The sequence below is a fragment of the Pseudomonas simiae genome (assembly GCF_000934565.1).
GTDB classification, from domain to species: Bacteria; Pseudomonadota; Gammaproteobacteria; order Pseudomonadales; family Pseudomonadaceae; genus Aquipseudomonas; species Aquipseudomonas simiae.
The window spans coordinates 3,007,722-3,030,569 of sequence record NZ_CP010896.1 but is presented as its reverse complement, the minus strand read 5'-3'; the positions used below and the strand labels follow the sequence as shown (position 1 = coordinate 3,030,569).

Below are 22,848 nucleotides of genomic sequence, written 5' to 3'. Positions count from 1 at the left end.
TCATGGCTGAAGCTGCTGCTAGGTATGCTAGAGAAATTGGTAACGTGTTTACTCAGCCTCTCTAGCCCCCTCAGTGCGATATCCGCCGATGCTCTTGCTCAGGCAGCCGAACGCTTTCATGAGATCAAGAGTGGGCCTGCCCATAGGAAGTGGTCCGCCCGTACCGATTCCTGCTTTCTAGGACTGACTGGCGGCGTTCCAACCTGAATGATCACTACTCGACTCACAACCATTGAGGCGTAACACCAGGCTGTCCGGCACTTTACGCCAAGGCTAATCTGGCCAACATCAAGGTGGCCAGATGAGTTCGGACCTTTTCTTATCAGGATTTGGTTCAACGCTCTGTGAATCCTTCAAACAATGCCTTGACCCTCTGATGCGCACCGGGCATATCTGACCTGAGCAAGTACTCATTCAGCGCAAGGTGACCATCTACGTTATCCGCCGTAGCCACCCCATGCACAAAATCGGGCGTATGAATCAGTCCTGGGAAACAGCCGACCGCCAGGCTTCGACCATTACGCTGCACCAGCATTGGCACCGCCTTCACGGTATTGAACGAGCAGTCAAAGCCTTCAAGCTCAAGACTGGCGCGCAAGTGCGATAGTGTCTGCCACTGCTCATCCAAAGGCGCACAGCCAGGCACAACGCCATCCACCGCATACTTCAAGAGCGTCGCACCGAGGCGTCTGTCGAGGCGGTGCTGCAGATGTTGATTGTGGAAGTGATTCAGACATTCGGTGCAAGACGATTCGCAGTCGCAATTCTCCAACAGAACAAGGGTTGACTCGAGGATCTCTTTGATGTTCCTGGCTGCAATCTCTGCGTAGCCTGCCCCTCCCGACAGGGTGTCATAGAGGAACACTTCCAGGATTCTCGCCTCGCCCTGCACTCCTGGATCAATCCGGAAGCCCGATCCGAACTCCGAGGGATCGAGGTCAAGTTGCTGGTGACGGCTCGCCGCTAGCCGCAGTGCCTCCGCGATAGAGTGCAAGGCATCCTCAAGAATTTGTAGGACCACGACTTCGGCAGTATTGCTAACCAGTGGAGCCTCGACCTTCAGCCTGAGCAGCAGCAAGTCCGTCTTGAAATCATGGCCGAGCAGGACCCTGTCAAACCTTCCGGAGCAGAGAGTTGGCCCACCTTTCGGGTTCAACAGCTTGTAGGGGCGTTCATGAGGGCCGAGATGAACGTTGTGATCGAATACTGATGCGTGACCACACTCAACGCACACTGAGAACCCACCGAATTCGGCTCCCTCGATACCCCGGTTGACCGTCACCAGTGTCTGGTTTGTCGCATGGGTAAAACTGGCTTTCGGTCCGCAGATTTGGAAGGTCAATTCATCCGGGTTAACGGGCTGCGGGAACTGTGCCATCGTGGCGAAGGTGATCTCCTGTTCACGATCATTCTCTGGTAGATCTTCTGCTTTTTCCGGGCCGAATACCTCTGGGAGAATCATCGTCTCCGTGGCGAGCTCGCCACCGCAAACAGGGCATGGTCCATGATTACCAACCGGTGAGTTGGGGTTGCGCACAAAGGAACAGGTCTTGCAGTGAACATGGCGCTTAGCCTTCTTGAACAGAGGCGCGGCGCGGTTCACCACATTTCCGGGCAAGTCAGCGAATACGCCGCCCGAGCGATAGGTATGCCGATCGATGACAATGAGTCGTCCCGGTGCGTATTCGCTCAGCGCTTTCGAAATCGATTGTTGCGGGCGTTGAACTGTCTGGATTTCCGCCATGCCATTGACCTTGGCAATGTTCTCTATCAGGAAACTGCACAAATCCGTCGGAAACGCATAGGTGGGCAGCAAGCTGTGGTGGAATAGAAACTCCAGTAGTTCCTTTTGCTCTATTTCAGCAGTGGAAGCATTACTCTCATCGTCATTGGCGTCATCCGCCTCGCTCTCATCGTCTTGGTTGACCGCTTGTTGCGGTAATTCTGCCGCCAACTCATGCAGCCTATGAATCAGGCGGCGTGCAGTATCTTCCAGCCATTCGGCCAAGGTAAGGCCTTGCGTGTCGAGATTTGGCGGTAACCACGCCAGGACCGAATTTTTTAGAGGCGCTTCATCGTGCAGCAGCTTTCCCGAAACCCAGGACTTGAACTGTTCCAGATTAAGGCCCGAGTCGATGCCGGCGAAAAAGAAATCATGAGTCGCGCCAAGCGCCTTTTCCAACAACGCGGTCTTAGGCTTAGACAGCAACGGATTTTGCGCCATGACTTCGTGGAAAAACGTCTGAAACAGATATGCATGGACGTGACGACGGGCAATTTTCTCGTTGTCCACCTTGATTTCTGGCGTTCGCGGTGAACCAGCAACTATGTGTCGCGGATTGAGGAAATAGTGGCTGTCGTGCGGTCCGTTTTGCGAGTAGGTGACAACTGTGGAAACGGAGGAGCCACGGCGCCCTGCCCGCCCCGCGCGCTGCTGGTAGTTTTCTCGTTGAGGGGGCACGTTTCGCAGTGCAACCGCGACCAAGGAACCGATGTCGACGCCTACCTCCATGGTGGTCGTGCAACTAAGCACGTCGATCGGACGATCCGTGGGATCAATCAGGACGTCCTGGAACCTCAGTTCATAGAGCTCCGTCGTCGCATGGACCTTGCTGCGATCACGATTCGACAACTGCGCAGTATGTTCCTCTACGTTGAGATTGGTGAGCCGGGCCCCAGGCTGCAAGGCTTCTCGTACCGGCTCGCGCCAAAGTCCCTTGCGGGCGGACAAGTACGGACTGGTAGCAGGATCCACAAGCGTGGCACGATCACTCCCGCACGCGAGACAAATTTTTCCGGCCAACGCAAGTGGCGTGACAGCCGTACATTGGCCGCATTGCGCCCAAACGTGCCCAAGGTCTACGACCAGGCTAACCGAGTTAGGCGACAGGAACCACGTGCCGTTCTCTTCGTCAGCAAGATGGTTGCGGAAAGTCGTCTCGATAGCTTCAAGCGTTGTCAGACTGCCTGGTAACTGGGCCGCAAGCGCCTCCCTCAGCGGCTTGTCGAACATTCCGTTGCTGCCCCACGGTGATTTTACGTAGCCTGCGGCTTTATAACGTAGGTAGCGATCAATCGTTTTATCAAACGCGAAGTCCTGCAGCAGCGTTTCTATCCAGCCAATGGCGAGCGCTCGCAGATCTTGATCCCCGAGCGATACGCCCGCCGCACCGAGATCTTGCTTGATTTTTTTCCGTTTGGATTCGACAGGCTCGACATAGCCAATTGTTGTCCCGGTCAGAGAGTAGTAGCTGCTGCACAGCAGTTTGAGCAAGGCGATTCGATAGCGTGGCGGCAGTTCTGGGGGCAGACCGTTTTGCTGCAGAGCCTCTTCCAAGTCAGAGTCGCAATCGCGTTTGTACACCGTAATGGCGTCGGCAACCTTGCGCGCATCGTTGCCGTCAAACAGGGGCAGGTCAAACTCGGTAAGAACAGCTAGGAAGCCGGTGTAAAGCACTTGCGTAGGCCGCGGTTCACGTGAAATGTCGCGCAGCTTCTGACAGGCCAGTGCTATCGCTTGCCGGAAGACATCCAATTCAATATCGCGCGGAATGTCACGTGCCAGGCGTGCCGCTTTCTGCCGGCCGTCCGAAAAGATCAGGACTTTACGTCCGCCGTTGGGGTGGCGGGAGTCCACTACCCTGCTCTCTGCCTGTTTGGCCATCTGAGTACGAACCAAAGTGGTGAACGGTGCCTCCCCCTTGGTGACGTGGTCCATGATCTTTGAGGGTTCATCTTTACCGTTGCGAATCTTTCGAGTGCACACGGGGCAATTGTCGAAGGTAATAGCCTCGCCCGCCGGTGGCTTGTCCGGCACTCGAACCCTGCGAAACCCTTCAACCCCGTCCTTATTGGTCGAGCTCATGATGCCCGTCGACATATGCAGCCATTTGTCGCGGTGACGGCTGCGTGGGTGGGTCGTTTCTTCGACGAAAATGTCCACTGGCATCAGCGCTGCAGTGCTCGTTTCGGCGAACGGACCATTAGGTTGATGCCAAACGAAATCCATGTCTTCGTTCACGTAACCGCGCACAAACGCGGCCCCGCAATCACGGTGAGTCAGGAATTCAAAAACGCGCCCTTTGGACTCGCAGTTGCATTGCGTCGAGGGCTTGGTGTGCAAGCGGCCTAAGATAGTAGGGCCCTGGTGATCCCCTTGACGACTGGTACAGTGGGGGTTGACGCATGCATAAAGTCCCGGCAAACCGCGGTGAAATAGGTGTAGCCGGGTCGGTAATAATACCCGGCCGTCTGAGCGTCGTTGCGCGTGGCTGCCCAACGCCAGAAGTGCATCTGTTGCCTTCTCCGCAGTGGCGCCCGGAGCATCAGCGAAGAGCTTTTTGCCGAGGTCATCGAGCTTTTCCGCTTTACCTGACACCAGTTCGATCAGCTTTTCCAAGGGACCGAAACCGGTCAGGTTCTCAAACAGCCAGTCACGCAACGCAGTGTGAGCCAGGCCTTGGAACGAGGGCCATCCGAGTTCTTGAGCCAGGTTGTTCAGCGCCTGAGTAGCCGCCGGCAGGTCGTTCGCCACGCGCTGAAACGCAGGCAGATCCAAGGAAGCCAGCGCATGCATCTGCGAATCGGTGATGCTGCGATCAGCAGAGCGCGGTTCATGGGTGCCTTGAATCACACGGAGGCTGCGCGGTGACCCCTCAAGCAAGCCGGTCAAATCACGAGCAAATCGATCGCCATTGGCAGCAGCAGCATCCTCGCCTCCCAAGCTGGCACTAGTGAGGATGCAGCGCATACGCTCGCGTGGAATGTCCAGGCGGGCGCACAGCCGTCGGATCAGAAGCGCTACCTCAGCTCCGCCCGCTCCGCGGTACATATGCGCCTCGTCCAGGACCAGGATGAACTCGTTGCGGACGTCACTTTTCAGCCAATCCTTGGTCTGCTCGAAGATATCGCGCTCGATGGGGCGCATCAGCATGTACTCGAGCATGGAATAGTTGGTAATCAGGAGCTCGGGGCAGCGAACCTGCATCTCGTCACGCGTCATCAACTCGCGGTCGCCTGGCTGAGTAAGCAGGCGACCTTTCCAATTCTTCGAGATGAACTGTTTGCCTTGCCGCTTGCCTGAAGTCCAAGTCTTGGTCTGCACCGAGTCATCGGCATAAAAGCCAACCAGATCTTTGCTCGGCCAACGTCCGATCCGAGCCAGTTCGCCCTGTACTGCAGGGACTTTGGCAACCTTTTGATAGAACTGCTCAAACAGCGGTTTGATGAAGCGCTCATCGCGGCCACTGTCTCGCTTACCCGGATACGGCGTGCGACCTGTGTAACTACCAAAACGAATTGGGAGCGCTCGGTCTTGCTGGAGGATACCCGCGGCATCGGTGTCGCCGAAAATACGACGAATTCGCGCCAATTGATCATTGACCAAGGCGTTCATGGGGTACAGGAGCATGGCCCTGCATCCTGGCATCGCAGCGGAGGTGGGGCGTTCTGCACCCTCCACCGCCAGAGAGCCAATGATTGGCATGAGAAAGCTCTCTGTTTTTCCTGAGCCCGTGCCAGTGGCGATGACCAAGTCCGCTGCATCCTGACCCAAGAATGCAGTAAGTGCCTGCGACTGATGCTCATACGGGCGGGGATAGAGCCCCAGCCCCATCGCCGAGAGGTTACTCAATGCTGAGGCCGCTGCCGGCGGGATGGCCAAATTATCGTAGGTCTCACCTGTCTTGTAGACTTGAGTGGCCTCAACGTAGGGGGTCTGGGCGATCGTTTCATTGGATTGTAGTAACGCGTGCCGTTCTCTGACCAATCCTTCATCTCGGATGTGATATTGCGCTTCGATGTATTGCCGCAAGCTTTCGGCAAGACTCTTGGCGGTCTCGTGAACCCCGGTAGCCTCTGCGGTCATAGATGTATTGCTCATCAGATCCCTCCTTGCGCGCGCTTGCGCTCGACCAAAACAATGCCTAGTCCCTCAAGCGCACAGCGCACGATGGGGAATGTCTCGACAGGTATGACGTGGGTTTTTAACCCAGGATGCTCACCCTCGGCTTTGGGTAACTCCCAGCCAAGGAGGAGCGCTTTCTCCTGCTCTGGCGGGAGTCGGCGATAAGATCTCAGCGTCACGAAACGTGGCGACGTTTGTGTTTCCATCGTACAAGGACAGCCCGCCTCTAGATCCAATTGGAAACGCAGGCGGCGAACATCGGACGCTTCAATGGAAGCCAGTTGTTGAAGCCGACCGGACTGAAATCTACCGATGAAATAATTGACAGTGGTCCCGGTTTGACACTTACCCAGTAACTGACCTGAGGCATGGGGGTGGCATGCCAGCTCAGCCCAGCGCCCTTGTAGGTACACCGACACGGGTTCTAGCACCTTAGGGCATTGGGTGAAGCGCCCAGCCGCTTGCAGCACAAAGCGGGAAGACCAATTGGCCAGCCCTTCGATAGGCGCACCGATCCAGTCGCCCGGATCGCTTACATCAATCCATCCCTCGCAGAGCGAAGCTGTTACCACACGTACACGTCCGAATGTCCTGGTTTTGATACCTCGTGGGAAGCACGGTGATGGCCCTCCACCCAGCACGACCGCGTTGCCCTCCAAAGATCTGATCGCGCGTGGCGGTGGAGGCAACCATCCTTTTTCAACCCGGACCAAATCCCCAATCTGCCCAAGGCTTTCCAAAACGCTCAGTACCCCTGGCTTAGAATCTGAGTCCTCCAGCATGTCTGGCCAGATCGGCGTCAGATGTTTGCGGGCAACGCTGGTCAGACTGAGCGATGCAGCAGGAGCCCATGCCCCCTGCCCATCCGTCGGAATCGCGCACAACAAACAAGCAGATCGCAGGCACTCCGCTATGGCGGCGATCCGCAGGCCTTCGCCTTGGCTGGTACAACCCAGGCCGATGGCCACGATTCTTTGCGCGTCGTACTGGGAAATCGCCTGCCACTTCATCTAGGCGCCCTCGAAGCCGGAGGTTTCGACCTGGTGCTGCGACATAACTTGCTCCGCCACGCGGGTCAAGTCGTCGATGGGGCAGCCGGTGGCTTTCGCCCAAGGCAGCGCCCAGTGCTTCAACATGGCGTGCAGGTCCTCGGTCTCGCTCGCACCGAGTGAGGCCCGCAAACGCAAATAGGCCCGTTCGGCGCATCGTGTCCATAGATTGCCCGGCTGGAAGTGTGCCTCCTCGAACAGCGCCTTCAATTCCGACACGAGGCTGCCCGAGATGTCGCTGGCAAAACCCTCAAGCTGATCCCATGCATCACACGTAAGGTGGCCGTATTTTAGGCTTAAAGTGCGGGAAGTCACGCCGCGCATGGGCAACGCGTCAGTGTCGAAGACGGGCCCGAGTTCGGCAAGGGTACCTCCGTCGGGGAACGCGGCAGGGCCCTGCGCCCAAGAGGCAATCAGTGCAAGGCGAGGATAGGCTGGCATGCCCAATTGACGGCGGGTGATCGCATCGCGAACGGCGTAGCCATACACTTCAAAGGCAGAGCGATTGGCCCCTTTCAAGGCCAAACAACCCGAAGTATCACCCACCATATCGAGGCATTCTGCCGCGGCCTCATCCGACACTAAACCGACAGGCACGCGCCACTCGTGATATATTAGTCCGCCCACCGCCGCTGCCGCAGCATCGGTCGCCATGTCCGCCAAGGATCCGGAGAACTGGATCAACTGGCCGGCAGCCAGGGCAGCCAGGGCTTGCCGCGCAACAGTCTGTGCTGCGCCCTTGACGATACCGCAAGCTTGCAAGTTGATCGAAATCAGCTCACACGCGGTCTCTACGCTGCGGATCTCAACAACAGGCCCCTGTGCCTCCGCCTCAAAGAGACGAACCTGCGACGTTGGGGCCGTACTGTTGCGCACTCTGCCTAGGTTGCTTTGCAGGGCTTCCAGGCGATCGGACAGCCCTGCAACCGCTTCCGTGGTTCCTAACCAAGTCTTTTCCCGTGCGGTAATGGCGCCTAGCTGGTCCTCAATGGCGCCTAGGTGAGCCGCAGCCTCATCCCAGCCGTCTGCTCGGCCAGCCAATACCTCAACCGCCTCGCGCAATGATCGCGCGTTGCCATCCGCCGCTTCGGCAGCCGCATCAGCGCGCTGGGCATTTTCTTGCAGTGCCCGCAGGGTCGAGACCAGTCGCTCATCAGCGGCAAGCAGGTGGTCCGCCATGGCGTGCAGTTCGAACAAGTCATTCGTCGATTGCGCTGCGCGCTCGCTGACGTCGCCGACGTCCTGCATCAGGTTCTCAATCTTCGAGCGCAATGACTCGATTGTCTCGGCGGCCTGCTCGGTGTCCGCTTGCAGGATCTTAATACTGTCCTCAATCGTGTCGACGCGTTTCGGCAAGGCGTCGAGTAGTCGATCGCGAGCTACCGTGGACGCGGGACGGAATTTGCCCAGCACTGTTTGGCTTTCGTCGTGGTCAGCGAACCCACTGAACACGATTAATCGCTCTACCGTCTCGCGCGGGGCATCTGGGAACCGCTCAGCGAGGCCAGTGAGGAAAAGAGGACCGGCGTCATTTGCGGGCAGCAACTTGTCACCCGCGGGGAAATCGCTATCCAGATGGTGTCTAGCCCAAGCGACCCAGAAGTTGGCGAAGGTCTTCCAATCGGCTTCACCTTTCGCGCCGCCTTGCGGGTGCAAGAGATGACTGATGAGTCGTTTCTGCTTCGCTTTGAAATCCGCCGGTGAGCCGCTGCGAAAACCGTCGATCGCGGACAGGCGGTTGTAGGCGGATTTTCGATAGCTATGCGGTACTTCCTCAATGAAATCGGTAAGGTACTGTTGTTCGAACGCCGAGATCCGAACTCTTGCCTCCTGGCTGTAGTAGTAACTCATAGCGAGACACTTTTCCCTTTTCGTTTGACCTCGAAACCGCAGGCGATAACGTCCCTAATCAGGGCACGGTAATGCGGAATGAGTGCGGGTTGTGGATTGATGGCGCCGACCGCGCACACCAGTTGGGCATCATCGGCATCAACGCGGATCGGCGTGCAACCGCGCAATTGAGAGATGAAGCTGCGTACTCTCAATCGCATCGCCGTCCCAAGAGTTGGAGTGGCGACATTCGGAGCGAGCAGTTCGCTGCCGTTCATACGCAACTTACCGAACCCGCCAAGATCGAGGTCGACGTGGCATGCAGCATCTGTCAGGCAATCAATCAGATTTGCTAGTGGTTCCGGCGCGATTAGCCTTTGATACGGACTGTGGGGCGCTCTTAGGTCGCTCGCTAAAAGTTCGTACCGGATGCCCACTGAAGCTCGTACCACGTAAAACCACCCACGCGTGCCAGGAGGTACGGCCAAATACTCCAGCGTCATCTGGTTCAGCCTGGCCAAATCGATGTAGTCCTTGCAGCGAGCCCTATCGAAGGGCACCACCAGCCGCACGCCAGCGGGATTAGTAAACGCCATTTCCACCACCGGGAAATCGGCTACAGCGTCGACCTGGAATGTCGTAGATAGGAGTTTTTCGATCTCCTCCGTCCCGGCTTTGGCCACAAAAAATTGCTGAAAGTTATCAGGTATCAAGGCAAACAGTGCCGTATCCCGCTCCACCCCGGTTGCCAACAACCGCTGTTGGCCGCCGCGCATCAGCATGATGGGACCGGTATCACTCTGCCCAATCGGCATCCCTCTCGCAGCCACAATGAGCGCGGCAGACGTAGTGCATTCAGCGGAATTCAAACTCGTATTGCGGGCCAAGAATGGCCAGGCGATTGAAATATTAGGCGTCGAGCCACTGAGGGTTAAGCCCGTCAAGGACTCCAGCCATTCAGTACATGCAGTAGACGGCGCCGCAGGTACCGTGACCAACGCCAGATTCCAGTCCTGACGACTGATAAAATTGTCGGGCACCAGTTCTTCAGGAAATTTCAGTGCGTCAGGCGCCTTCCACAACAGCGCATAAGTACCTGACTTTTTGAGCTCATGTGCCCGGGGGAAACCTGCTGCACCGTCACCGCCGGAAGCGGTGAAGACGGCTGCCCCGAATGTAGGCAGTCCCTGGCAGGCACGCTCTACACCTTCTACGAAGTTCTGATCAGGCTTACCCTGAAAAGATACGATGCGGAAACTTTCTTGGGACAACTCCGCGGTTACGCGACGACCTGTAGACATCCCGCCCATGTCGATTTCCTGAAGTATCCCATTGCCCACGTCGAGCGTGACGGTCGCCTTGCAAAATCGACATGATGGTAACGTCAGTTCCAAGCACCATGCTGCGCGGTTTTTCCCTCGCTCGATTTTCAGGCGTAACTCCATACTGCGCATTGGGCGCGCAGCCAATGCGAGTCCGGCACCGTACTGCCCATGGAGACCAGGCACAAAATTTTCGCACCGCGCCGAGCCGAATCCTGGCCAGTGAGCGAAACACCTTTTCTGCTTGAGCCCAGCGCGGAGCAATACTTTGGCGCGACATATTGGGCACACGTAATTGCGCCTGCCTGTCGCATGCTCTGCTGTCTCGATCTGGTTAGTTATTGTGTTAACGGCAAAATGCACGGCCGGTCCCCTCGTGCCTTAATATCCGAAAGCGCTGATCGGTCCTTGATCCAACTGGATCTCGGGGCGCAGCAAATGGGCTTGACTACCATACAAGCCAATCAGATTCGATGCCCTCCAGCGTCTGTAATCGGGCACGCTGGCAGCTCGTGGGATCACCCAGCGCTCCAGTGCTAGACCTGCGATCTGCTTGACGGTTTGAAGAGAGCGGATATCGGGCTTGCCTTTTCCGGTTTGCAAAATCTTGGTGGCGTTTGCTGCCAGTTGGCAGATAAAAACTTCACGCTTGATGCCGTGTCGCATTAAGTCGTCCTTGAAGCCCAAAGCCTTGAGAGCGGCTCGGGTGGTTCGCAGTCGCCAATTAGGCCCTTGGCCATAGGCGTGATGATCCGCGTAGGTGTGATCAATGTGACGCAGATAGTCACGCAGTTCCATGAACAACCAGTCTGGAATATGGAAGTGTCCCCATCCGCCGGTGTAGCCAACCGACTTGAGATATTCCGTACCCTGAAGTTTCAAACGGTTGTAGACCGACGAACGCCCCATCGAAGACGTAGTGATGATGGCCATCAGGCGCGCCCGTTTTTCCTCTTGAGAAATGATGCCCGTGGAGGCCCCATAGGCATGGGCAAAATCGTTGTACAGGTCCCGACTGCGGAGCAAGCACGCGATGAGCTTGCCGCACAGCAAGGTGTTATAAGGCGGCAGCGCGCCAAGGACGTAGGCATCCATGATGTTGACCAGTCGAGCGCCCCGATCATGAGAGTTCCAACCGATAAACTTGTCACGCACGCCCAAGTTGAAGACTGGATCACCCACGGCAATTAGACCCATCAGCTTACCGTTGGATTGGTCCCACACCAGATAGCGTAGGCGTCTGCCGAATCCACTGGATACCGGCACCGACCATGAAAGCGATGCAAGTCTGAACAGGTCACTCTGCCAAGTGCCGGACGAAACTCGTTCCAGCACAGGCGAAATTTTCTTGGGAATTACCTCAGTGCCTGAGGCGAAATACTGCATCAGTTTCACACCGGCTCGGGCGACGAAGTTACCGCTCGCTATGAGCCGTTCTTCCCTCTGGGCGCCATGCAGCACCCGAATCGCTTCCTTGTCACTGCCAGGAGCACGCAAGGCGCCCTCATCGGTTCTGGTAAAGCCCAGAGAATGCAGGTGCTCGCGAACTTTTCGCTTGAGGTTCGCTTCCCTCGGGTTTACACCCGAAATAATGATGTTGCCTTGAGACATCTACGGCTTCCTGCTCATTGTCATGCTGCCTTGAATATATGATGCTCATCACTTCACGCATGCCGCACCGCGCATCGGCAAAGTGCGATCGCTTCAGGGAAATTTCGAGCAATACCCAGGCGTTTTGGCGGCGGCCGGTACTGACGAGTGAAGATATAAGTGAGCCCAACATCTCGGGATGCCAGAGCAACCGAAGAATCTCCGCACTTGGGGCCAATGCTTCTTCCCTGAACATCGTGCCGGCTCAGCCTAAAGCTTATAGGTGGCATTGCGCCAGTCTTTTACAGCGGATTTAGTGGCCTTCTGCCCAAGGGGCGACGTTAACCTCTTCCAGCAAACGTGCCCGCCAGCAAAAATGTGTTCGCTCCACATCCAGCGCTCTATGAATCGCCCCAGGAAAATCATACCACCCAAGTCACCACGCCAGTCGTGGCATTGGATCCAGTGCGTTTTGATCGCCTGCAATTATTCAAGCGCTTGCCGCGGAACCTCTATCAGCCCTCGTCAGGGGCCAATCTTCGCTACTGGGACATGCCTTGCCGACTCATGGGATCCATGTGGGGAGAAGGTGGTCGCTCTTCTGGAGAAGAAGTGCCCAAGCCGACGGTACTACGGACCATCGAATCATTCCTGGTGGCGGATGCCCCATGGAAAGTGTCCTCTCCGCGAGTGGTCGCGCCCATCGACGTTGCTGCCTTGCTCGACGGAGTATAGGCCGGGGACGTCTATCTTTTCAGGGGCAGTCCAGGTTCTGCTGCATTGAGTTGATGACGATGACTTTTGTGAGCCTACCCTCACTCAGATTCAGGGTGTGCGTTCGAGCATGCTGCTCAAGCTTGGCCAGGGTCAGAGGCGTACCATTGACCCAAATCTAGAATCCGGGGTCATGGATGAACTGTGCTGCAAGCACCGTCACGATCGCCGTCACATCCGGCATCTTGCGGGTACCTGATTGATTTACTCAACTGAATCCGCGACAAGCACGCGGATGTGCTCACCTTCCCGTGCTTCTTCAATCTGGTCGGCCTGCGCGCCCGGAACCTATCATCTCAACGCACGTGCCCGCTCATGCAGGGCATCTTGGGTTTAGATATCGGGTTTAAAAAAGCTAATTGACAGTCATCGGCCAGAACTGGCGAGCCCCGACGCTTTTTGGTAGCATCCTGCCATCATTGGATGAAAATGATTACGGATGATTTTTGAGTGGACTTCAACACGCTATTCAGATTACTGCTGACCTTCAACGCGACGTCCCTATTGGTGATTGTGTATCTGGTTCAGCGTGGAATCACATTTGGTGAGTTTATCGCAGATCCGAGCTTGCCCGGGTTGAAAGCTGCCATTAGTGGACTCTCCTATGCCCTGTATCTTGCCGTTCCTATTGTACTGACAGGCCTCAGCTTAAGACTAAGCAGACGACTGGGAAGTGATACCTTTCAACCTGGGCAGGTTGTGAGCATTGAGCATGCGAACAATAGCTTTTTGCCAAGCTATTTGGGTTATTTCTTCGTAGCGCTCAGCATCAATAGCTTCCAGACTCTAGTGTTTGTGTATTTGATACTATTTATCTTCACATACCGATCACAAGCGCTGTATTTCAATCCTCTATTCTTACTATACGGATATGAGTTTTACAACGTGAGCACCTCATCTCATGTCACGCTTTTCTTGATTAGCAAGGAAAGCTTTCGGACTCCTAAGGAGGTCGTGATTGACAAGGTGTACCGCATTAATGACTACACTCTAATCGATAGAGGCTGAAAATGGACTTTGTCCTCGCTAAAATCAAACGTCTCCAAAAGAATGCCATCGTAAAGGTTCTTTCGGACAGTAAACTTTATGCAGAAGTCGTTATCGACGCGGCAGCCTGTGTACCTTATGAGCCTGACCATAATCTGGATGAAGACTCTTGGTTTGTGATTCCTGGTTTTTCAGGGCAACCGTTCTGCATCGATTTTCTGAAAGAGCCGTTCGACAGCAAAAATCATGTCGAACTCAAGAAAAACCAGTTTGATAAAATCACATGGCTGTGTAGTGTCCAGAATGACTCCTTCTACTTTCAAAAAGTAACACCGTCCCTGCTAGTGTGCCGAAAAAGCATCACTTTCGGAGAGGTCGCGGAGCTAGACGACGGGCAGTTGCGACTTGTGATTAACACAACGCCGGACGCTATTTACCTGCCCAAAACAGATTCGCTGGTTTTCAAGAGTCTGGCCACGATCTCCAGCATTTTTAAAGGGATCGGCCAGCTGTTCAAAGAAGCAACTCATGAGGAAGTGGAAAAATTCCTTGATGAGCCCTTTATTGAGCTTTCAAATAATTTTGAGGCGGCACGTGTGTCTACACCGAACAGGAAGCGCATTGGATTGGCGATGGCGACCCTTGCAGCGCTTCCGTCTAGCCAGCGAGCTGCGATGGTCAGCTACATCGACGATTACTGCGCCGGCCACCTTGATTTCGACAAAGCCAAAGGCGTCTTCGATATTGGCAGCGATCATCAGTTAAAGCTGCTGATCTACGGCATCGAGCAACGCTTTTACACAACGCTTTTCGGAAATGAGAGGCGCCTGGCAAACTCTGTTCAACTGCTGTAGGTGAGTTGTAGTGGTAACTAATCCCGGACACGACGTCAAATTTTTCCTCGGCAGGCGCTGGTGCCAACCCCTCGTTGAATTGGTGAGGCTGAATCCAGTTGTAGCGATGCATCAAAGAATGGCTGATCTCGCGCAGTTCGATAGCCCTCCAATGCCGAGTGAACGGCTGGCTTCGATGTAGCCGCAGTTTGTTTGAGCACGTGGTCGGCGGCCTCGCGCTTGAATTCAGGAGTAACGGAGCGCCGTTGTTTGGTTATCTGACACCTCGATCTGGCGAGCATTCTCGCCTAAATGGGTGTCCGGTTTCATTAGACCACTAGAGACACAATCGACTGAGAAAAATAAGGTGCTTGCTTCCTTTCATCACCTCGCTATGCTCGTTGAGCTTAACTGACAACCTCAAGGTAACAAAATGCATTATTCCGATAATCAGCAAATCGGTGACATGGGCGAGTTAATTGTAAAGAAGGAATTCATAAAGCTTTTCAAATGGCCGTGCCGTGGCCAGGAAATTGATTTAGGGATAGACGCTGAATTCGAGGTAATGCTCGAGGACAACTCCTCCTCAGGAAAAATCGTCAAGGTTCAAATAAAATCCACTGATACCCCTTTCAAAGATGGGACAAACACCATATACCCAGATCGAGAGCACATTGAATATTGGAAAAAAATAACAACACCAGTAATATTATGCGCAGTAAATGTAGAAAGCGAAGAAATCCTTTGGAAAGTCATAGATACAGACTTCAACTATGACACGCCCAAAGGAGCAAAAATAGAACTAGATCGCACCACCGACAGATTAACCAAATCTTCAAAATTAAAGCTCGAAAAGATCGCCGCTGATGGCAACAGCGTCCTCGCCTCTCTAGCCAAAACCACAATGAACTCACTTCAAAGTTTTATAGACAGTTCGGGGGTCGCATGGTTATCAATAGACAGTCCAAAATCTTTAGAACAGCATGCCGCTAACGAAGAGGCCATTTTACTTATTCATAGGATGATTGCATTAAGCAATGGCCGACTCCCCGCATCATTCTCAAAAACCGCAGAAACCTTGAATCGTCTTTGGAATCAGATAGACATGTCACTTGATAGGCAAAAAAAGGAAGACCTTTACTAACTTTTGAATATGCGAAAGCAAGCGGAGCGCGCAGGCCGCCCCGGTCGAAGGCGTGCAGGATGAACGCCCGCAGGGCGTAGACCCGCGATGCGGGCTCGGTTCACGACAGCTTGCAGCGCATTTCCGAAATGATGAAAGCTCTGGCCGCGGTTCGGCGGCGCGGTGGTGGCGATCCGATGGCTGAGTCATTGGGAATGCCCGGTCTAAATGGCTGTACCAAACGGCTCGCTCGGTTGCCACCATCGGCCAGTATCAATCCCCCCAACGCGAATGCCTGCCCATCTACCGCAGCATCCTCACCGCTGGAGTAGCGGCAAGAGGTCGGACCGATCAGACGAGCGGGAAGCCTAGTCCATGAACATGAATCGATGAACAAGCACATTCATTTTAAGTGTGTTGAACCAAGTGCAACTGGCTTTAGAGCGGCTTATGAACACCTGACATCGCCCACTTGTTCAATGATGTGTCGGGGTGGAACTTTCTATACTTGTGCTTGAGGTCACGCGCCACCACTTTCCGATTTTTGCAGACGTTCAGGCTCTTCTCGTTGGACGTCCTTCCTGACTTCGGTCCTGATGTATGCATGAAAGTTTTGCCCCGTCTGTACAAGAACTCCAGCCAGATATACAGATATCGCTTTTGAGGCGTTCAAGCACGCCTCATCGATACAGCCGAGCGGTTAACTGATGTCATTCGTTTGCGATGGTAACAACCAATGTCGTTCGGTGGTCCATCCGAGAAAAACCTGAGCACCCTCACTTTTCCGGCGGTTCAGGGTCAACGGGAGCCCGGAAGCTGCTACACGCAACCCCATAATTGCCGGTAGAAATCTCTCTCGGAATGCAATGGGTTGAGCCGTGAAATGAGCTTCGATGCTATCGATTGCGCAACGCCTCTCGGCGTCATCCTGCATGGATAAATAAAACACCATCTGGCGCCAGGCATAAGCGGTATTTTTGAGCATCACCAAGCTAGAGTGATAGAACTTGATTTTCATCTGCTGCCGCATGCATATCCATTGGAAGCACTCCTGAGCAAGTGAGCCCAAGCGATGATGTAGCAGCGCTTTCAAACCTAGATCACCAAATAGAAGCGAAAGGTTTTGCGTTGTCAAAATCTGTTGTTGCTCGATGATCCTGCCGTTGGTTGCTGAATGCCATCCACCCGAGGGTGCATTAGCCCGCTGTGCGCACAGGTTCGCCAATGCATCACTGGTATCCAAGTCACGCTGGAAATAGTTTCTGCTCTTTGATTTCGGCTTATCGGGAAGGATCGCCAGTTGGTTCGTGTCGATGTCGTAATAATGGGCGTAAAGGGTGCCATCTATCAACGAGGCCGCTCGCCTGGCTGCTTCCACGAATTTATTCGAAAAGGTTCCCATGAAAATGTCTGCCGCGACCTCCTCCACAAAAGGAAGATCCAGCTTCGCCGTGACAGCAAGCGAACCAAACTCCTGAAGTAGCTTGTTCGGAAGGATTGCCTGAGGGAAAGCAGCGAGAGTTGTTGCCGAGGATTCGATCAAGGCTTGTCTGGCTCCCTCAACGGCGACAGTGTGTGCCTCTCGTTCACCTTCAACGGCCGCCACCCAAGGCAACTCACTGATTTTGACTTGGCTCTGTAGGTTGAGCAGTAGCAATGAACGGCGTCGCCGAAAAGCACGAGACGTTGCGATAGACAACGTGCGCAGTGTCGTATCGCGAAATCCAGCACTGCAGATTTCGGCCGTCATCGCTGGCAGTACTCGCGCCACGGTGTCCCCAGATGTGATCAATCCCTTGTCAATCAACTGACTGATGGTTCCCTTTCGACAGCGCTCGAGGCGTCGGCGAACTGCTGGTGGAATGGCGACACCGGTTTTCAGCGAATATGCCTTCGCCTCCTCATTGGTAATCGGTTCCAACAGGGACGAAAAATCAGAGATGCCTTCCGAGCTCGTATAGCTGGTCAGACGCTCAGAAACCGCCTTCGCGATCAGATGATGCTCGGGCGCGGCCACCTGATGGCGCTGTATGGCTCGGCTCTGTAGATGATTTTCGGATTCGGGATGACCATGTTTGCACACGAAATCATTGACGATCCGCCGAATACGTCCGACTTGACGCCCTGTCAGCGAGATTGGGTCACGGGAGCAGAGCCTTAGCAACGCGTACAACTCCCCTACCCGGCCCCTGAAAGGTTCAACGTTGAGGATGTCATTGCTACCGGATGCATCGAACTGACTAATTAGCGCATTCGCCTGCTCAAGCCAGCCTTCAGGATATTGCCGACAAGGCCAATCATCCTGGTACGTTAAGAGGAAGAGCGAGATAGCTGCATCGTAGAAAGGCAACCGAGTCACGACCACATGTTTTTGCACCGCCAGACGCTGCTGCGCAGGGAGTTTTGAAAGCAGCTTTTTGATATCGCCGACATCGAAGATCTGCACTTCCACCGCCGCGAGCGGTAGCCCGTCAGAAGCCATTGGAAAGAAACGCAGTTGCTCAAAAAAAGATGCGATCGACTCAATCAGTCTGCGTGCTTCCTCCGTGCGCTGCTGTCCCAACAGCCAAGCCACGTACAGTAGCGCTGCCTCTTCTGGTACATCGATCCGATAGTCGCTGTTCACCAGTTGCTTTTGCAGGGCTTCGATCCCCTCATCCGTAAGGTGCCAGGTGTTGAGATCAAGTCGTTCAAAACCAGGGCGGATGCCCGGGATTGAGGCGGCCAGCCGCCGTTCGTACTCGGTCAGTGCACCACCGGCCAGATACTGTCCAGTGGCAAGACCACCCGTGACTACCTCCAGTGTGACCCATTCAGGCACATCCACGAGTGGTATACGCGAGCCATACAGCGCGGTGCCCTGCACCATGTGTTCGACCACCTGCTGCCAGCGCTCAATCCGTTCACGCGCTTTCTCAGTGTCTAGACCCGATGAGGTCAATGCTCGAGATAACTGAAAGACCGCATAACCGGCGTTTATGCCGGCCATTGCATCCGATTCCCTATCGTGCCTGGACATATGTCCTTCTGACCCTGCGATGTAGTGGGTCCGGGGGCTGGATTCGAACCAGCGCCCACCCGGTTAAGAGCCGAGTGTTCTACCGCTGAACTACCCCGGAACAGAGCGCACATTGTCTACTCGCAACGAAACGAATGTGAAGACTGAAAACGTTGCCGCTCGTGACGCATACAAAGATTACTCCCGTTCGAAAATATTGGTGTAACTTCTCCCCAACCGTAAACCCGCACTCCATACCCTCCAATGCTGAAACGTCATCATCCCGCGCGCTCCTGCATGTTAATCTCGCACCACCACGAATAGACATTGATCGTCACAAGACGATGACCAGAATCAGGAAAGCCCATGCCAAAGATTTCTCACTCAGCCCTGCGCCGCAAATTCCGTGAATTGCTTGCCACCCCAACCTGCGTTGAAACCGCTTCCGTCTTTGACCCGATGTCGGCGCGGATTGCCGCGGACCTGGGTTTTGAAGTCGGCATCCTCGGTGGCTCCGTTGCGTCGTTGCAGGTATTGGCCGCGCCCGATTTTGCGCTGATCACCCTGAGTGAGTTCGTTGAGCAAGCCACCCGTATCGGCCGTGTCGCCCAACTGCCTTTCATTGCCGATGCCGACCACGGTTACGGTAACGCGCTGAACGTGATGCGCACCGTCGAAGAACTTGAGCGTGCCGGTGTGGCCGCGTTGACGATTGAAGACACGTTGCTGCCTGCGCAATTCGGCCGCAAGTCGACTGACCTGATCTCTATTGAAGAAGGCATCGGCAAGGTCCGCGCCGCGCTGGAAGCCCGTGTTGATCCGCAGTTGTCGATCATTGCCCGGACCAATGCCGGCGTGTTGCCGACCGAAGCTGTGATCGAGCGCACCCTGGCGTATCAGCAAGCCGGCGCCGATGGAATTTGCATGGTCGGTGTGGCGGATTTCGAGCATTTGGAGAAGATCGCGGAGAAGCTGACGGTGCCGCTGATGCTGGTGACTTATGGCAATCCCAAGCTCAATGATGCCAAGCGCCTGGCGAGCCTCGGCGTACGCGTGGTGGTTGCCGGTCACGGTGCTTACTTTGCGGCGATCAAGGCGACTTACGACAGCCTGCGAGCCCAGCGCCAGTTGACCCACAGCACCGATAACCTCAGTGCCACCGAACTGACGCACACCTATACCTTGCCGGAAAGCTACGTGGCATGGGCTGAAGAATTCATGGATGTAAAAGAGTAAAGCGCCCCGCTCCGCTTTCCTTATACAAACCAGTTCCAATCAGCCGCCCACGCAAAAAAATCCGCCGCAGACTCTGCGGCGGCAACCAAAGGATTTTGTCGAAGCAGAGCGGCTAAGACAGCCCCCACGCTACACCCGCAGGCGATTAAAAAGAGTGAAGTTTAATTAATCGAGTTTCATCCGGTCCCCCGCTGCAGGCCGCGCAGACTGTGCTTAGAATCAAGCTCGGCAGCCACGCCGAACACAATAAAAAACCCTAACAGCTCACCTGCAAACATCTGCCCATACACCTTTATGCGCCAGCCAATAAGTGCAGTGTTTCTGCGCGCGCGCTCATTATTCCGGGGAAGTCACAACATGATTAAACAGTCGAGCCTGTTAGCACTGGCGGTGTGTGCCGGTATCAGTCAGATGGCGTTTGCCGAGTCGGTCACCGACCAGGCGGACTCCAAGGGGTTTATCGAGGGCAGCAGCGTCACCGGGTTGTTGCGCAACTACTACATGAATCGCAATCGCGAAGGCGGACGGGCCGATAACATCGACTGGACCCAGGGCGCGATGCTCAACTACGCCTCGGGTTTCACCCAGGGCACCATCGGCTTCGGCGTTGACGCCTACGCCTATGGCGGGTTGAAACTTGACGCCACCCACGCGGACGCCGGCACCGGCAACCTGCCGACCGACCGGCATGGCGACCCCGAAGACGCCTACGGCTCCGTGGGCGCGGCGGTGAAGATCAAAGTCTCCAAGACCCAGCTCAAATTCGGCGACATGCAGCCCACCGCCCCGGTCTTCGCCACCGGCGGCACGCGCCTGTTGCCGCAGACCGCTACCGGTTTCGACCTGACCAGCAGCGAAATCGCCGGGCTGGACCTGGAAGCCGGGCACTTCACCAGCACCAACAGTGGCATGACCAGCAACCATGATCACGATATCTACGCGACCTACGCCAATATCGCGGCCAACAGTGCAAGTTTCCTCGGGGGCAAGTACACCTTCAGCCCATCCCTCAGCGCAACGGTGTATGCCGGTGAGTTGGAAGACATCTGGCGCCAGTACTATACCAACCTCAACTACGTGATCCCGCTGGCCCATGACCAGTCACTCGCGCTGGACGGCAACCTCTACCGCACCCTCGACACCGGCAGCGCCAAGGCCGGGGCGATCAACAACACCACCTACTCGTTGGCGGCGGCGTACTCGTTCCTGCAGGCGCATACGCTGACGCTGTCGTTCCAGAAAGTGCATGGCGACACGCCGTTTGACTACATCGGCACCGGCAACAACGGCGCGGGCGAAGGCGGCGACTCGGTCTACCTGGCCAACTCGGTGCAATGGGGGGACTTCAACGGGCCGGGCGAACAGTCCTGGGGGATCCGTTATGACCTGAACATGGCCAGTTATGGCGTGCCGGGACTGAGTTTCATGGGGCGCTATATCAACGGTTCGGATATCAATGGCACCCACACGCCGGATCACAGCGCCTATGCGGGCGACTACGGTGACGACGGCGCGCACCACGAAACGGATCTTGAGGCCAAGTACGTGATCCAGAGTGGTCCGGCGAAAAACCTGTCGTTGCGCGTGCGTGATGCGATCGTGGCAGCAAACGCCGACCAGCGCGATGGCGACCTGAACGAGCTGCGGCTGATCGTCGACTATCCGTTTACCCTGCTATAGGTAGGCACGCGCTTGCTCGCGAATAACCTCAAGGATAACGCGTACATCCTGAATCTACGCGTTGCCCGGGCGTTTTTCGCGAGCATGCTCGCGCCTCCCATTGGGGGCGTTAACCCACCCAACCCACTGCGGTCTTGGGAATGACTTCCGACTCATCCAGCTTCGACGCGAACATGCTCACCGCCTCCACGGCGTCACTGGTGCTGGTGCGAATCTGCAGGATCACCGAACCCGCCTGATCAGCCAGGCTGACGCCGCGTTGCGCGCCTTCCTGGGTGGCGTTCATGCTGGTCACTGCGTCACGGGTTTCCGAGAGGATCATGCCGATCATTTCGGCAATTTCCGCCGTCGAGCGGCTGGTCCGCCCGGCCAGTTGCCGGACTTCATCGGCCACCACCGCAAAGCCTCGCCCCTGATCCCCCGCGCGCGCCGCCTCGATCGCCGCATTGAGGGCCAACAAGTTGGTCTGGTCGGCGATCCCGCGAATGGTGTTGACGATGGCAGTGATCTGCTCGGAACGATCGCCCAGTTGCCCCACCAGCCGCGCAGAGGCGCCGATGTTGTCGGCGATGCGGCGCATTTCGCTGGCAGTCTCCTGGATCACCTGGGTGCCATGTTCGGCAAAGCGCTCGGTCTCGGAGGAGATATGGTAAGCCCGCGACGCACCTCGGGAGTCTTCTTCGAACTTTTCCACGCGCTCGGTGATGTCGCTGGCGAACTTGACGATCTTGGTCAGCTTGCCGTCGCCGTCATATACCGGGTTGTAGCTGGCTTCCAGCCATACCACACGCCCCTGCTTGCCCAGGCGCTTGAATTGACCAGCGAAGAATTCGCCGCTGTTCAAGCGACGCCAGAAGTCAGTGTATTCATGGCTATTGATCAGCGCCGGTTCGCAAAACAGCCGGTGATGTTTGCCTTTGATTTCCGCCAAGGTGTAACCCATCACATTGAGGAAATTCACGTTGGCGTCCAGCACTTGCCCATTCAAATCGAATTCAATCACCGCCATTGCCCGGTCCAGCGCCGTGAGTTTGCTGCGGGTGGCCGCTTCTTGCTCGACCTTGCTGGTCACGTCCAGCGCGTACTTGACCACTTTTAACACCTGGCCGCGCTCATCCAGCACCGGGTTGTAACTGGCTTCCAACCAGATGGTGTTGCCGTTGCTATCCACACGTTTGAAGGTACCCGAGACAAACTTGCCCGCCTTCAAATCACTCCAGAACTGGCTGTAGGCCGGGCTGCTGGTCAGTGCTGGCGGGCAAAAGTCACGGTGGGATTTACCCGTCAACTGACTGGCGTTGTAGCCCAGGGTGTTGAGGAAGTTGTCGTTGGCCCGCAGCACCCTGCCGTTCAGGTCGAATTCGACCACGGCCATGGAGCGTTCCAGTGCGGCGATCAGTCCTTTGAACTCGGTGACTTCGGCCGTCCTGGCCGACAGTGCTGTCTTGAGTGCTGTGTTGAACATGGACTTACCCTCAACCGTGCGGAGAACCCTGTGTCTCTACTTGCTATCGGCTCGGA

At 55.7% G+C, this 22,848-nt stretch carries 11 protein-coding genes, 1 tRNA gene and 4 pseudogenes; 5 read left to right on the top strand and 11 right to left on the bottom strand.

What is annotated here, in order from left to right; translation table 11 throughout:
• Positions 1-334: 334 nt before the first annotated feature.
• The 6 genes and pseudogenes from PF1751_RS13485 to PF1751_RS13465 form a co-directional block, all read right to left on the bottom strand.
• Entirely contained in the window at positions 335-5,881 is a 5,547-nt protein-coding gene (locus tag PF1751_RS13485; protein WP_044287203.1) for a DEAD/DEAH box helicase, read from the bottom strand.
• A complete protein-coding gene (locus PF1751_RS13480) occupies positions 5,881-6,915 on the bottom strand; it encodes a hypothetical protein (protein WP_044287202.1) in 1,035 nt (344 codons plus the stop codon). Before PF1751_RS13480 ends, PF1751_RS13485 begins: the two co-directional genes overlap by 1 nt.
• Positions 6,916-8,805 (bottom strand): hypothetical protein, encoded by a 1,890-nt coding sequence (locus PF1751_RS13475; RefSeq protein WP_016980305.1) that lies wholly within the window; start codon positions 8,803-8,805, stop codon positions 6,916-6,918.
• Entirely contained in the window at positions 8,802-10,229 is a 1,428-nt protein-coding gene (locus PF1751_RS13470; protein WP_144407261.1) for a hypothetical protein, read from the bottom strand. Before PF1751_RS13470 ends, PF1751_RS13475 begins: the two co-directional genes overlap by 4 nt.
• Before the next feature lie 105 nt (positions 10,230-10,334).
• Positions 10,335-10,469, bottom strand: a pseudogene (locus PF1751_RS30010) (competence protein CoiA family protein); the annotation flags it as partial.
• A gap of 18 nt (positions 10,470-10,487) precedes the next feature.
• Positions 10,488-11,717: a Druantia anti-phage system protein DruA gene (locus PF1751_RS13465; RefSeq protein WP_016980302.1), complete on the bottom strand. Its 1,230-nt coding sequence runs from the start codon at positions 11,715-11,717 to the stop codon at positions 10,488-10,490.
• Between the two features lie 1,203 nt (positions 11,718-12,920).
• On the opposite strand from PF1751_RS13465, the gene PF1751_RS13460 reads away from it, so the two are divergent.
• Positions 12,921-13,478 carry a hypothetical protein gene (locus tag PF1751_RS13460; protein WP_016980301.1) on the top strand — a complete coding sequence of 186 codons (558 nt, stop codon included), beginning with the start codon at positions 12,921-12,923 and terminating at the stop codon, positions 13,476-13,478.
• Between the two features lie 2 nt (positions 13,479-13,480).
• Entirely contained in the window at positions 13,481-14,311 is an 831-nt protein-coding gene (locus tag PF1751_RS13455) for a hypothetical protein (RefSeq protein WP_016980300.1), read from the top strand.
• A 16-nt stretch (positions 14,312-14,327) separates the two neighbouring features.
• Here the strand turns inward: PF1751_RS13455 and PF1751_RS28875 are convergent.
• Positions 14,328-14,444, bottom strand: a pseudogene (locus PF1751_RS28875) (IS3 family transposase); the annotation flags it as partial.
• A gap of 279 nt (positions 14,445-14,723) precedes the next feature.
• Between PF1751_RS28875 and PF1751_RS13450 the strand changes: the two are divergent.
• A complete protein-coding gene (locus PF1751_RS13450) occupies positions 14,724-15,434 on the top strand; it encodes a DUF4365 domain-containing protein (RefSeq protein ID WP_044287200.1) in 711 nt (236 codons plus the stop codon).
• Between the two features lie 679 nt (positions 15,435-16,113).
• Here PF1751_RS13450 and PF1751_RS13445 read toward each other — a convergent pair.
• The gene (locus PF1751_RS13445; protein ID WP_044287199.1) at positions 16,114-18,402 is read right to left on the bottom strand and encodes a hypothetical protein; all 2,289 of its coding nucleotides are present in this window, start codon (positions 18,400-18,402) and stop codon (positions 16,114-16,116) included.
• Positions 18,403-18,457: 55 nt separating this feature from the next.
• Positions 18,458-18,532, bottom strand: a tRNA-Lys gene (locus PF1751_RS13440).
• A gap of 245 nt (positions 18,533-18,777) precedes the next feature.
• Between PF1751_RS13440 and PF1751_RS13435 the strand changes: the two genes are divergently transcribed.
• Positions 18,778-19,647, top strand: coding sequence for an isocitrate lyase/PEP mutase family protein (locus PF1751_RS13435; protein WP_021493150.1), 870 nt, complete (start codon positions 18,778-18,780; stop codon positions 19,645-19,647).
• 357 nt (positions 19,648-20,004) lie between these two features.
• Positions 20,005-21,327, top strand: a complete 1,323-nt coding sequence (locus PF1751_RS13430) for an OprD family porin (protein ID WP_021493152.1) — start codon at positions 20,005-20,007, stop codon at positions 21,325-21,327.
• Positions 21,328-21,436: 109 nt separating this feature from the next.
• Here PF1751_RS13430 and PF1751_RS29870 read toward each other — a convergent pair.
• Both PF1751_RS29870 and PF1751_RS29865 read right to left on the bottom strand, forming a co-directional pair.
• A pseudogene (locus PF1751_RS29870) lies at positions 21,437-21,913 on the bottom strand (methyl-accepting chemotaxis protein); the annotation flags it as partial.
• A gap of 111 nt (positions 21,914-22,024) precedes the next feature.
• A pseudogene (locus tag PF1751_RS29865) lies at positions 22,025-22,792 on the bottom strand (PAS domain-containing protein); the annotation flags it as partial.
• Positions 22,793-22,848 lie beyond the last annotated feature (56 nt).

Coding starts and splice junctions, on each gene's coding strand:
- PF1751_RS13485 (WP_044287203.1), bottom strand. CDS start 5,881: ATGAGCAATACATCTATGACCGCAGAGGCTACCGGGGTTCACGAGACC.
- PF1751_RS13480 (WP_044287202.1), bottom strand. CDS start 6,915: ATGAAGTGGCAGGCGATTTCCCAGTACGACGCGCAAAGAATCGTGGCC.
- PF1751_RS13475 (WP_016980305.1), bottom strand. CDS start 8,805: ATGAGTTACTACTACAGCCAGGAGGCAAGAGTTCGGATCTCGGCGTTC.
- PF1751_RS13470 (WP_144407261.1), bottom strand. CDS start 10,229: ATGGAGTTACGCCTGAAAATCGAGCGAGGGAAAAACCGCGCAGCATGG.
- PF1751_RS13465 (WP_016980302.1), bottom strand. CDS start 11,717: ATGTCTCAAGGCAACATCATTATTTCGGGTGTAAACCCGAGGGAAGCG.
- PF1751_RS13455 (WP_016980300.1), top strand. CDS start 13,481: ATGGACTTTGTCCTCGCTAAAATCAAACGTCTCCAAAAGAATGCCATC.
- PF1751_RS13450 (WP_044287200.1), top strand. CDS start 14,724: ATGCATTATTCCGATAATCAGCAAATCGGTGACATGGGCGAGTTAATT.
- PF1751_RS13445 (WP_044287199.1), bottom strand. CDS start 18,402: ATGGCCGGCATAAACGCCGGTTATGCGGTCTTTCAGTTATCTCGAGCA.
- PF1751_RS13435 (WP_021493150.1), top strand. CDS start 18,778: ATGCCAAAGATTTCTCACTCAGCCCTGCGCCGCAAATTCCGTGAATTG.
- PF1751_RS13430 (WP_021493152.1), top strand. CDS start 20,005: ATGATTAAACAGTCGAGCCTGTTAGCACTGGCGGTGTGTGCCGGTATC.